General features: G+C 43.9%; 10 protein-coding genes. 8 read left to right on the forward strand and 2 right to left on the reverse strand.

Annotated elements, in window-relative coordinates:
• Nucleotides 1–38: 38 nt before the first annotated feature.
• Complete coding sequence (locus F0145_RS11125) at nucleotides 39–743, reverse strand: GIY-YIG nuclease family protein (protein ID WP_150088481.1); 705 nt, start codon at nucleotides 741–743, stop codon at nucleotides 39–41.
• Between the two features lie 249 nt (nucleotides 744–992).
• Between F0145_RS11125 and F0145_RS11130 the strand changes: the two genes are divergently transcribed.
• The 3 genes from F0145_RS11130 (at nucleotide 993) to F0145_RS11140 (ending at nucleotide 5,572) form a co-directional block, all read left to right on the forward strand.
• Nucleotides 993–3,266, forward strand: a complete 2,274-nt coding sequence (locus F0145_RS11130; RefSeq protein WP_190277528.1) for a Tex family protein — start codon at nucleotides 993–995, stop codon at nucleotides 3,264–3,266.
• Nucleotides 3,267–3,570: 304 nt separating this feature from the next.
• On the forward strand, nucleotides 3,571–3,966 hold the full coding sequence (locus tag F0145_RS11135; protein ID WP_150088482.1) for a hypothetical protein: 396 nt from the start codon (nucleotides 3,571–3,573) through the stop codon (nucleotides 3,964–3,966).
• 274 nt (nucleotides 3,967–4,240) lie between these two features.
• Complete coding sequence (locus F0145_RS11140; protein WP_150088483.1) at nucleotides 4,241–5,572, forward strand: sigma-54-dependent transcriptional regulator; 1,332 nt, start codon at nucleotides 4,241–4,243, stop codon at nucleotides 5,570–5,572.
• A gap of 4 nt (nucleotides 5,573–5,576) precedes the next feature.
• On the opposite strand, the gene F0145_RS11145 is transcribed toward F0145_RS11140, so the two are convergent.
• On the reverse strand, nucleotides 5,577–8,138 hold the full coding sequence (locus tag F0145_RS11145) for an ATP-binding protein (RefSeq protein WP_150088484.1): 2,562 nt from the start codon (nucleotides 8,136–8,138) through the stop codon (nucleotides 5,577–5,579).
• Nucleotides 8,139–8,689: 551 nt separating this feature from the next.
• On the opposite strand from F0145_RS11145, the gene F0145_RS11150 reads away from it, so the two are divergent.
• From F0145_RS11150 to F0145_RS11170, 5 genes are all read left to right on the forward strand, one after another.
• The gene (locus tag F0145_RS11150; RefSeq protein WP_150088485.1) at nucleotides 8,690–9,115 is read left to right on the forward strand and encodes an STAS/SEC14 domain-containing protein; all 426 of its coding nucleotides are present in this window, start codon (nucleotides 8,690–8,692) and stop codon (nucleotides 9,113–9,115) included.
• Nucleotides 9,106–9,501 (forward strand): STAS/SEC14 domain-containing protein, encoded by a 396-nt coding sequence (locus tag F0145_RS11155; protein ID WP_150088486.1) that lies wholly within the window; start codon nucleotides 9,106–9,108, stop codon nucleotides 9,499–9,501. The genes F0145_RS11150 and F0145_RS11155 overlap by 10 nt, the downstream gene beginning before the upstream one ends.
• A 94-nt stretch (nucleotides 9,502–9,595) precedes the next feature.
• Nucleotides 9,596–10,165, forward strand: a complete 570-nt coding sequence (locus tag F0145_RS11160; protein WP_150088487.1) for an RNA polymerase sigma-70 factor — start codon at nucleotides 9,596–9,598, stop codon at nucleotides 10,163–10,165.
• 153 nt (nucleotides 10,166–10,318) lie between these two features.
• A complete protein-coding gene (locus tag F0145_RS11165) occupies nucleotides 10,319–11,050 on the forward strand; it encodes a head GIN domain-containing protein (protein WP_150088488.1) in 732 nt (243 codons plus the stop codon).
• Nucleotides 11,051–11,118: 68 nt separating this feature from the next.
• Nucleotides 11,119–12,126, forward strand: coding sequence for a FecR family protein (locus F0145_RS11170; protein ID WP_150088489.1), 1,008 nt, complete (start codon nucleotides 11,119–11,121; stop codon nucleotides 12,124–12,126).
• Nucleotides 12,127–12,165: the final 39 nt, after the last annotated feature.

Raw genomic sequence — 12,165 nt, forward strand, 5'->3', positions numbered from 1 at the left:
TCTTTTATTTGGTCTTTCTCTATTTCATACCCTTGTAGTCACAATTTAGAATCATCAATAGGCTTTTCTCTTTCTAATCCATCTTCATCTAATTCCACAATCAAGTTCTCTCCTATATATTCTTTTATTTCTTTCAGATTTTCGTTATCCAATACAAACCATTCTCTATTCTTTCTCTTGCTTTGAAAATGATTATGAAGTTCTCGTTCAAGTTTATTTGCATGAAAACATTTGAAAATCGCAGCTATCTTAATATCAAATGGATTTGATGTGCGGATACTACTTATTCTACTTAAAGGATTAACAGAGAACCCAATTTTATGAATATCAGTATTCTCGATATTTAAAATATAAATACAGCCTATTGTTGCTGACTTATCTGCTATTGGCTTTTCTATTTTTTTAAAGGATGAAATAGTAATTCGCTCGTTATAATTTTGTAAAGGGGTATAATGCTCGTCTAGTGGTATTACACCTATTTCGGGTATATAACTATGCCAGCGGTCATGAGAAATAATACGATTATCCGTTACTTTCAAATATTTCCACTCTTCACTTCTATAACTACCTTTATCTTTATCTGGAATGTATTCGACAATATCACCATTCTTAGGGATGTGCTTTCGTATTTCTGCTCTATTGCTATCAACAAACCTTTTATAATCTTCTTCTAATTGCTTCTCTAGTAGTTTAATATTTTCCTTTCTCTGAGAAAACTCTTGAAAATAGTTCTTAAAGTCCATTACCCAGTCAATTATAAATAAGAAAGTTAACTATTAAATTTATAATTTTTATTTCTAAATATCCATATCCTTTACCCAATTATCTACCAAAAAAACGAAAATTCATCCCCTTGTTGGTGTTATCACCAACAAGCACATCGGCCCCAACCCATACCAAAAACAAACCAAAACATCAACCCTTTCCCTCCTTTCACTTCCCAATATTTAGCCGTATTTTTGACTACAGAAATAAAAGCAAATGCGTGCTGAATGGAAGAGAATATTAATATTACCCACTACCTTAAAATTGCTACTGAATTAACCATCAGTATAAAACAAGTACAGGCCACTGTACAGTTATTAGACGAGGGGGCGACTGTTCCGTTTATTTCCCGCTACCGGAAAGAAATAACCGGCTCTCTAGACGAGGTGGCTGTGGCTGCTATCCGCGACCGCATGGAGCAGCTCCGCGAACTGGATAAACGCCGCGAGTCTATTCTGAAATCAATTAACGACCAGGGGAAACTAACGCCGGAATTGGAAGCGCAGATTAACGCGGCCGAAACCATGGCCGTGCTCGAAGATATTTACCTGCCTTACAAACCAAAACGCCGCACCAAAGCCACCATTGCCCGCGAAAAAGGCCTGGAGCCACTGGCGACGCGTATTTTTGAGCAGGAACGTTTTGATGTAACCGCCGAAGCTACGCAGTACATCAGCGACGAGAAAGAAGTAAAAGACACCGAAGAAGCCTTAGCCGGTGCCCGCGATATTATTGCCGAATGGATAAACGAAAATCCGGATGCCCGCGCGCGCATGCGGAATTTATTCGAGAAGAAAGGCGTGTTTAAAAGCCGCGTAATGCTGGGCAAAGAAGAAGAAGGCCAGAAATACAAAGATTATTTTGAGTGGGAAGAGCCGATTGAAAAAGCTCCATCACATAGAATATTGGCTTTGCGCCGCGGCGAAAAAGAAATGATTCTGATGCTGAACGCGCAGCCGGAAGAAGAAGCCGCCCTGGAAATACTGGAAAATCAGTTTGTAAAAGGTAACAACGAGGCCGCCGAACAAGTACGTTTGGCCGCTAAAGATGCTTACAAACGCATGTTAAAGCTCAGCATGGAAACCGAAGTGCGCATGAGTTCTAAAAAACGCGCCGACGAAGAAGCTATCCGGGTCTTTGCCGATAATTTACGCCAATTGTTACTATCCGCGCCGCTGGGCCAGAAAACCGTTTTGGCTTTAGACCCCGGTTTTAGAACCGGCTGTAAATTGGTGGTACTGGATAAACAAGGCAAGCTACTGCACAACGAAAACGTGTATCCGCACACGGGCAACCGCCAAGCCCAGGAAGCCGCATCTACCGTTAAATATTTAACCAATAAATTTGAGGTAGAAGCCATTGCTATTGGTAACGGTACCGCCAGCCGCGAAACCGAAACTTTTGTGCGGAGTTTAGGCTTACCGGCCAATATTGCCGTGGTAATGGTAAACGAAAGTGGTGCTTCTATTTATTCGGCTTCGGATGTAGCCCGCGAAGAATTCCCGGATTATGATGTTACGGTGCGGGGAGCTGTCTCTATTGGCCGCCGGTTGATGGACCCGCTGGCCGAGTTGGTAAAAATTGACCCGAAAAGCATTGGCGTGGGCCAGTACCAACACGATGTAGACCAGGTTGCTTTAAAGCATAGCCTGGATGATGTGGTAATGAGTTCGGTAAACGCCGTAGGCGTAGAAGTAAATACTGCCAGCAAACAATTATTATCCTATGTTTCGGGTTTAGGTCCGGCATTAGCGCAAAGTATTGTTACTTATCGTAATGAAAACGGTCCGTTTAAAAGCCGCTCGGAACTGAAAAAAGTACCGCGCTTAGGTGATAAAGCTTTTGAACAGGCAGCCGGCTTCCTCCGCATCCGCGATGCCAAAAATCCGCTGGATTCCTCCGCGGTGCACCCGGAACGTTACGCATTGGTACAGAAAATGGCTACTGATTTAAATGCCACCGTTACTGATTTAATGAAAAGTGCCGAACTTCGTCAGAAACTCGACCTGAAAAAATATGTAACCGCCGAAGTAGGTTTACCAACGCTGCAGGATATTATGAGCGAGTTAGCCAAACCCGGCCGCGACCCGCGCGAAGGGTTTGAAGCGTTTAGCTTTACCGAAGGTGTTAACGAAATGAAGGACTTACATCCGGGCATGAAATTACCCGGCATTGTAACCAATATTACCGCTTTTGGTGCTTTCGTGGATATTGGCGTGCACCAGGATGGTTTGGTACACGTGAGCCATTTATCCGATAAATTTATTTCGAATCCAGCCGAAGCCGTAAAAGTGCACCAGAAAGTAGAAGTAACGGTACTGGAAGTAGACGTGGCTCGGAAGCGGATTGCTTTATCTATGAAAACAGACCCGTATGCGGCCGGTAAACCAAGCGGCGAACGTGGAAGCGGCGGTAGAAAAGGTGGCAACAGTAAACGCGAAGAAGAACCAATGGATGACTTTCAGGCGAAGTTGGCCAAGCTGAAAGGCATGTTCAAATAAATTTAGCCGCTGACAAGATTCTAAATATTAAAAAAGCTCCTTTATAAAAGAGGAGCTTTTTTATTTGTGCATTTAGTTCAACCAAAATTTAGTACCGGCTACTTGTTACCCCAAAGTGTAGAATTGACCACCACCTATCTTCCGCACATTGTAGAATAATTCCACACATCCGAAATATTCAAACCTCCTTAAATATCCAATAACTCATTGTTAATAAGTGCTTTATTTAAAATAAATATTTCTGGCACGACTATCGGATATAGAACTGGCAATGAACACTATTAAATCACAAACAAATACCCTTATGAAAAAAGTTGTTTTGTCTGCCTTTGCTTTTGCTATGTTCACTGCGGTTTCTGCTAACGCCCAAACTGCTCCATCAACTCAGACGCCTGCTGCCACTGGCACTACTCAAACCGGAACTCAAGGTGCTGCCCAAACTGGAGCTGGCACTACCCAATCTACAACAACCACTACTACTACTACCGCTACAGAAGAAACTAAGACAGCGGTTACGGTAGAAGAATTACCAGCCGGCGTAAAAACTACCCTGGCCAGCGCCACCTTAAAACCGTGGACGGCTACTGAAGCGTTTTTAGTTAAAGGTGCCGATGGAAAAGAATATTATGCCATCAACCTGAAAAAAGATAATGAAACCGGCAGTGTAAAGCTGGATAAAGAAGGCAAACCTGTTAAATAAATAATTTGCACCGAAAGTGCATCTGCGCTGATAATAAAGGTTAAAGCGAAAAATCAATCTAGAATACCAGTAACTTTTAACAATTAGCTTAGTTTGTATAATGTATTCTGCCTGAATACCCCTTATACCTGATTATTGTAGTACTGTCTGGTCAAATAAAATTATGAAAAAATCCGTTTAATAATTGCTTTAACCTTTTTACCAAACCAGAAAAAGCCGGGCATTCCCCGGCTTTTTCTTTTACATTTACGTAATCAGCGTATTTTTATCAGGCATGCCTAAAATCTTATTAGTTGAAGACGACTTAACATTTTCGCTTATTCTGGAAGGTTTCCTGAAAAACCAGGGCTACGCAGTAGAGGTAGTGCACCGGGTAAAGGATGGCATTAAGGCCTTATCTAACCAGACGTACCAATTATTGCTGATAGATTACCGGCTACCCGACGGCACCGGCTTTGAGATACTGGAAGCCATTAAGGCCAAAGCTTTACCGCTGCCCGTTATTATGATGACCAGCTTCCGGGAAGTAGGCACGGCCGTACGCGCTATGCGTTTAGGGGCTTTCGATTACATTACCAAACCCGTTAACCCCGACGAACTGCTGATGGTGGTGCAGGAAGCCTTAAACAAAAAGGAAATTCCGCCCGCTGCCAAAGAACAACAAACCTCACTCCTGATTCAGGGCCACAGCGAAGCTTCTAAACAACTTTACGATTTTATCGGTCTGGTTGCCCCTACCGAGATGTCAGTAATTATACAAGGCGAAAGCGGTACCGGCAAGGAGTATGCCGCCCGTACCATTCACCGGCAGAGTAAACGCGCCGAAGCACCTTTTGTAGCCATCGATTGCGGCGCTATTTCGGGTGAGCTGGCTAACAGCGAATTATTCGGCCACGTGAAAGGCGCTTTTACCGGGGCTTTACACGATAAACATGGGCTATTCGAAGCGGCGCAGGGCGGCACCGTTTTCCTGGACGAAGTAGGTAATCTAAGCTACGAAATTCAGGTGAAACTCTTACGGGCCTTACAGGAACGCGTAATCCAACCCTTGGGCAGCAACAAGCAAATAAATATTGATGTGCGGGTGATTACGGCTACGAATGAAGATTTAATAAGCAGTGTTAAAAACAACACCTTTCGGGAAGATTTATACCACCGCCTAAACGAATTTAAAATTAAAGTGCCGGCTCTCCGCGACCGGGACAACGATCTGGAAGAATTTGTCCGGCATTTTACCAACCTGGCTAACCAGGAACTAGGCCGGCAGGTAACTGCTTTTGCACCGGAAGTGATGGCAATATTTCAGGCTTACCATTGGCCAGGCAATTTGCGCGAACTCCGGAATGTAGTACGGCGAGCAGTGCTTTTAACTCCTGGTGCAACAGCCGGAAAAGAAACGTTGCCCGACGAAATGGTATTAGCCATACAGGAAATACCAAAAACCGAAGGTCCTGACCTGAAAGCCCGGCAGGAAGCCACCGAACGGGAGTTAATCTTAAAAACTTTGCAGGAGGTTAAATACAACAAATCGAAAGCAGCCCGTTTGCTCAACATCGACCGGAAAACGCTTTACCTGAAATTAACCAAGTACAATATACCGGCCTAATGCTTTAAACGGCCGCCAGGGAATTTACTTTGCGTTGAATATTTTTTACCAACTCTTTTACGGCAACCTGTAAAGCTATTATTTCGGCCAGTAGCCCGGCCAAAGGTTCTTGTTGATTTAACGCTGCTTCAATGGCGCGTAAACGGGCCGCTAAAGCCACAGCACCCATTTGCCCGGTGCGGCCCGCCAGTCGGTGTACCAGTTCGCTTATTGGTTCCACTAAACCTGCTTCTAAATAGGTATTCAAATTTTCCAGATCCTGTTGGGTATCCCGGATAAATTGGTGCAATATTTTATCCAGCAAATCTTCGTTGCCACCGGTCATTTGAAGCAATCCGGCTAAGTCGGGCTCTGCTAAATTATCATTAGTTGCTTCCGCACAGTTTAATTCTAAGGGGGGTAAGTGTTGTTGCACCAAGGCTAATAATTCCTGTTCCCGGAACGGCTTCATTAAAATGCCGTCAAAGCCTTGAGCCAGAATCGCATCCCGTTCTTCGGGCAGTGCCTGGGCCGTTAAGGCGTATATTTTAGCATTGGTGCCAATGCGCTGCCGCAGGGTCTGGCATAACTCCAGGCCGTTTAATTGCGGCATCCGGATATCGAGCAATACTAATTTTATTTCTTCGTCCCACACCTGGTTAGCTACTGCCAAGGCATCGGAGGTGCAAATATTAGCTAACTGGTGTTTTTGCAAAATAGCCGCGCACAGTTGCAGAATAAAAGCATCATCATCTACCACCAATATTTTACCTTGCCGTTTGCCTGGCGCCGGTAAACCCGACTGGCTCTGTTCCGCAACAGCTTCGGGTTGGGCAATTGCATACGTTAAGTTAAACCTGAAACTGGAACCAACACCGGGCTGGCTTTCAACAAAAATATTCCCGCCCTGCAGTTGGATCAAGGTTTTAACAATACTCAACCCTAAACCGGTGCCACCGTGCGTACGGGCCACCGAGGCATTCGCTTGCTCGAAAGAATTAAATATGTGGTCTAGTTCGGCCGCTGGAATACCAATACCGGTATCTTTTACTTCAAAACTAAACTCGCAATGTTCGCCAATATTTTGATGCCGGATAATTAGTTTTACTTCGCCGGCGGCGGTAAATTTAATTGCATTACCCAGCAGGTTATACAGGATTTGGCGTAACCGGAAAGCATCACCCACAAAGATATCAGCCTCCGGCAAACTGCTTTCCAGACGCAAAGGCAGATTTTTGTTTTGGGCCGGCAGCCGCATGGTTTCGATTACCTCGGTTATTAGTTGCTGCATACAAAAAGGTTGTTGCTCCAACGTAAACTTATCCGAAACAATCCGGCTGTAATCCAGCACTTCGTTCACAATCTGCAATAAATGTTCCGATGACTGGTAAATAGCGGCAACGGCGGCGGGTTCGGGTTGCTTTTGATGGCGCACCTGCTCGGCAAAACCCAGAATGGCCTGCAACGGTGTACGTATTTCGTGGCTCATATTAGCCAAAAACCGTTGTTTTACCCGGCCCAACTGCTCGGCTTCTTCGCGGGCACTTTCGGCTTCTTCTTTGGCAATAAGCAACTGCCGCCGGTATTTATGGCTGCGCGAAATATCAATAAATATAAAATAAACCAGTGCTGCCGCTCCTATAAAAAAGCAGATCATGATAATATTAATGCGACCGATGCTGGCGTTCATGGCTTCGGTGGCCAGGCGGTTATGCTGTTTTACCTGTTTTATTTCTTCGGCCTCGATGGTATGCAGCAATACCAATAACTGCTTATGCAACTGATTACCAGAATTTACCAAAGCTAATTCCCGGTTTAATAATTTGGTGGTGCGGGCGTGTTGTTCACGCTCAATGCGGCGCATCATTTTTTCTACCTGCCACAGGGCGCTGTCCTGCCGGGCCACCGAGAGCGTATCTACCTGCACTTTTAATTCTTCTTCCACGTACTTCAGGGCCGGCGGCAATTTTTCACCTTTGCGGCCGCCAAATAAACGACTTAAAAACGGCTGTTTCCGGTGAATTTCTACCTGGGATTCCGTTGGAATAACGGTTGTAGTGGTAACTTTTTGGTTGGTGGTAATAATACTGCTATCTACTTTGGGTTTGTTTTTCGCAATAAATTTTGAAATGGCATTAATGCGTTTGGTTAAAGCGTCGTTGTGCACAAAATCTGCCCGCAGGTCTAAGTAACTCTTCAATAATTTATCGCGGGAACGCAGAATCGCCTGCATCGAATCGAGTTGCTGCAACTGCAAGGCATTACCGGCGCTTAATTGCCGCAACGAATCAATGGTTTGAATTAAATAAGCTGACTCCTGCTTAAATGCCTGGCTTGCCTTCGCCGGTTTCCGGATGACATTAACTTTTTGTAGTTGGTCGAGTTGCGAAACGTGGTGAAAAAGATTATTTACAATTTGCAGCTTTTCGTTGGGCGCCGAAACTTCTTTAACGGCATACAGCATTTCGGTGAAACCAAGCCGCGTTACCACCCAGAACGAACCCAGCGCTACTGCCCCAATCAGAAAAGCAGCAATAACTTTTCGCCGGATAGATCTTAAAAAAGATTTTTCTTTAAAGTTCGCCATGATCTAAATAAACTCTTTTGTCCCCGGAATATTATGTTCCAAGTTAAGGGCCCGGAATATTTTTCATGCCACCAGTTTAAATATTAAGGGCTAAATATTGTTTTAAAAACCAATTGGTGCTATTCCGCTTGCTTCCGTTTTTGTTTTTTAAAGCTTTATTAAACGCTTAAGCCTTCCAGACCAAAAACTACTTTCTTTTGCTACATTATTTTAAATTATTTAAACTTAACAGCAAAAACTGGCGGCATAGTTTAAACTAAATTCTGAGCCTGGTTCAGCCAATATTTTAGTAGCGCTTTGATTATCAACTAATTATTTCTTGATAAAGTTTAGGAATGGCTTAATACCAGGGCCTGGAGCAGTAGTTGAATTGGTTTAAAACACAGTTGCTTTAAGCTATTTTTATTAAATAAACAAACTTACTTTTCAACATAATGCTGTTTATAAAAAGTGGGAAATCAAGGTGAACCAAGCCCGTTTAAAAGAGTATAATTCAAAAGCGGACTGCTATTGTATTACCTGATGTTTGCGTGCATCTAGCCGAAAATACTATGGAAGAAGTTTACTTTAAAGACGATTGTCTGACCCTTTATTATAATCGGCAGCATCAGACTGTGCGGGCTGTATGGAACGGCTTTTTAAGCGGCGAAACGCTGCGCCAGGCAATTGAACAATGCACCCGGCTCTTAGATGAGGAAAAGCCGCTGTACTGGCTGGCCGATAACCGCAAAATGAAAGCTATCCGGCAAAAAGATCAGGAATGGATACAAGCTTATCTGGTACCCAAAATTGTGGCTTCGTCGTTGCGCAAAATGGCTACCCTGGTTTCGGAAGATATTTTTAACCGCATGGCCATCGAAAACCTTTTTGTACGGGCTCACGACCAGATTAAGTTCGACCACCAATATTTTAAAAACGAAAAAGAGGCTACCCAATGGCTCGACGAGAAATATAGCATGATGAGCCAATGGCAATAATTTATTTCCAAAATAATTACCTGACCTTATATTACCATGAGGCCGACAGCCTGGGCCACCCCGTTTGGACGGGTTTTGCGAGCGGCGAAGAACACCGCAACAGTGTACTGGAATGCATTAAATTAATTCAGGAAGAAAAGCCACAGTTCTGGTTAACCGATAACCGCAAAATGAAAGCGGTGCGCAAAGCCGATCAGGATTGGTTTTCCCAGGAAATAATTCCGATTATGGCTACCTCTTCGTTGCGCAAATTTGCGGTACTCACCTCAGAAGATATTTTTAATCAAATGGCTGTCGAGAATATTCACCAGCAGATTACCAAAATTAATCTTTTCGAAATGAAATTCTTCGATAACGAAGCTACTGCGCTGGCCTGGTTAAAATAAAGTTAATTTTGCTTGGCTAGCCCAACATCGTGGTACAATAATTATACTATTAAAAATAAATAAAATACTTTTGTGAAAGTTTTGCACTCCTTTCATGAAAGTAGAAAGCCCCAGCGGCAAAGTTGTTTCGCTGTACCAGCACCATACTCCGGAAGAAAAAGTAGAATTGCTTTTCCGGCAGTATTACGCGGGCCTGTGCAAAAGCCTTTACCGCATTCTGCGCGACGATAGCCTGGCCGAAGATATTGTGCAGGAAGTATTCCTGAAAGTTTGGGAAATACGCGAGCAGCTCCAAATGAATGAGGCCATCCAATCGTATCTGTACCGTTCGTGCTACAATACGGCCCTTAATTTCCTGAAAAAACAAAAGCAAAATACCGATATGGCAATATTGGAGGTTGTGCCGGGCGAGGACTCCGCGGAAAAAAGTTTAGATTTTGCCGAAACCGAATCGCAAATATTTGCCGCTATTGAAGCGCTGCCACCTAAAACCCGCCTGGTCTTTTCTCTTAGCCGTTTCGAAGAATTAAGCTACAAAGAAATTGCCGACCGGCTCGATATTTCAATTAAATCAGTGGAAAAACACATGGGCATTGCGTTGCAGCGCCTCCGCGAAAACCTGCGCGAATACCTCGTAGGACTACTTTTATTCCTGCTTAGTTAACCCTTCTAAAATATTTTTAATTTTTTTCTGGTACCAAGGTAGGGTAAGCCCGCCTTTAATTGTTTTATAGAAGAAGACAGCAAGGGCCCGCTGTTTTATTATTGGAACAAATTATCGACCTAATTAAAAAACAACCAGAAAACCTTTAAAACTATGAAAAGCTATTTCGCACAAAAAACCATTACTGCTCTTTTTTTATTAGCCCCCGCCTTTTTATTTACCGCCTGCGACGAGGAAGCATTACGCGGCAAAGGCGATACCATTTCCTTAACCCGCCCGGTAGGTGCTTTTGATGAAATTAGCATGGGCGGCGATTTTGAAGTTTATTTAACCCAGGGCCCCGCCAAAGATATTCTGCTCGAAGGCCAGGAAAATATCCTGAACGAACTTTCGACCCAGGTAAGAGATCGTAAATTAATTATTAAATACGACCGTAACCGGGTTAAAGCGCACAAACCCGTCCGGATTTATATTACTACGCCGGAATTAACCGAAATTGAGGTATCGGGTTCTAACACCGTACGGGGCTTAACCGATTGGGATGTAAACGATTTCGAGATTGAGGCTTCGGGCAGCAATACCATTGATTTAAACCTGAAAAGCGCCGATGAAATTAAAACCCAAGTATCTGGTTCGGCAAATATTAACCTGAACGGCGATGCCAACGATTTTGATATTCAGATTTCGGGTTCCGGAAAAATAAAAGCTTTTGGCCTGACTACCAAAACTGCCGATGTAAATGTAAGCGGTTCGGGGCGGTGCGAATTAACGGTAAGCAACCACTTAAAGGCAAAAATCAGTGGTTCGGGTAATGTGCAGTACCGCGGCAACCCTACTGTAGATACTTCTATTTCGGGCAGCGGCCGGGTAACAAAAGCCGATTAATTTGCTTTAATTTGCTTTAAACAATCTGCCTGGTAAGGCAAGGCTCCAAATTGGTTTTATAGCTATAAATGAATAACAACCCGCAAACACTCTGGGAAAAACTAGCCAGTTACGTCAGCGGGAATGCCTCGGAAGATGAAAAAAGCTGGGTCCGGCAAAATACGGCCTCGGTAAAAGAAAACGAAGAAGCATTCCGGAAGGCGGAGCAGGTATGGTCACGCACGGGCTCACCGGGCAGCGCGTACGAACCAGATGTAGAAAAGGGTTGGCAGCGGTTTCAGGTGCGGGTGCAGGCCCGCACCATAGCGCCACCGGTAAAAAAACCAGCTTATAGTATGTGGGTTGCGGCGGCCACAGTTGCCTTATTGCTGGTAGCCGGCCTGTACTGGACTTCTAACACGGCCCAGGAGAATCAGGTAAGCTGGACGGAAGTCAGTACTGGCCCCAACGAAACCAAAATTATTCATTTAGCCGATGGCAGTCAGGTGGCCTTAAATAAAAACAGTACTTTCTCGTACCCAACCAATTTTCAGAAGGAAAACCGGACAGTACGGCTAAAAGGAGAAGCTTTTTTTGAGGTAGCTAAAGCCGAAGGCAAACGGTTTACCATTTTTGCAGCCGGCACCAAAACCGAAGTAATAGGCACTTCTTTTAACTTAAGGGCCTATGCCAAAGAGCCGGTAAAAGTGCAGGTAGTAACGGGTAAAGTAGCTTTTGCCAAAACCAGCACCGACGATGCCGTATTTCTGGAACCGGGTCAGGAAGGGGTAATAGCTAATAACACAACCGTGCGTGCCGTCAAACAACCCATTCCAAGCCCCAATTTTCAGGCCTGGAAAACCCAAAGTTTAATATTTCGGGATACCCGTCTGGAAACGTTGGCTACTGAACTCGAAAATTATTTTGGAATTACTATTCAATTTAAAAACAATGCTTTAAAAAATTGCCGGTTTACTACTTCTTTCCAGCATCCGGAGCTAAAAGAAGTACTAGCCATACTCGCCGAAACAGGCAATCTGAGCATAACTCAAAACGGAACGCAATACCTAATTTCGGGAGCAGGTTGCTACGACTAATCTTCTAAAAAAATCTTTAAATTATTTAATTAAATTTAA

Source organism: Adhaeribacter rhizoryzae (assembly GCF_008629685.1).
GTDB classification, from domain to species: Bacteria; Bacteroidota; Bacteroidia; order Cytophagales; family Hymenobacteraceae; genus Adhaeribacter; species Adhaeribacter rhizoryzae.

Coding starts and splice junctions, on each gene's coding strand:
- F0145_RS11125 (WP_150088481.1), bottom strand. CDS start 743: ATGGACTTTAAGAACTATTTTCAAGAGTTTTCTCAGAGAAAGGAAAAT.
- F0145_RS11130 (WP_190277528.1), top strand. CDS start 993: ATGGAAGAGAATATTAATATTACCCACTACCTTAAAATTGCTACTGAA.
- F0145_RS11135 (WP_150088482.1), top strand. CDS start 3,571: ATGAAAAAAGTTGTTTTGTCTGCCTTTGCTTTTGCTATGTTCACTGCG.
- F0145_RS11140 (WP_150088483.1), top strand. CDS start 4,241: ATGCCTAAAATCTTATTAGTTGAAGACGACTTAACATTTTCGCTTATT.
- F0145_RS11145 (WP_150088484.1), bottom strand. CDS start 8,138: ATGGCGAACTTTAAAGAAAAATCTTTTTTAAGATCTATCCGGCGAAAA.
- F0145_RS11150 (WP_150088485.1), top strand. CDS start 8,690: ATGGAAGAAGTTTACTTTAAAGACGATTGTCTGACCCTTTATTATAAT.
- F0145_RS11155 (WP_150088486.1), top strand. CDS start 9,106: ATGGCAATAATTTATTTCCAAAATAATTACCTGACCTTATATTACCAT.
- F0145_RS11160 (WP_150088487.1), top strand. CDS start 9,596: ATGAAAGTAGAAAGCCCCAGCGGCAAAGTTGTTTCGCTGTACCAGCAC.
- F0145_RS11165 (WP_150088488.1), top strand. CDS start 10,319: ATGAAAAGCTATTTCGCACAAAAAACCATTACTGCTCTTTTTTTATTA.
- F0145_RS11170 (WP_150088489.1), top strand. CDS start 11,119: ATGAATAACAACCCGCAAACACTCTGGGAAAAACTAGCCAGTTACGTC.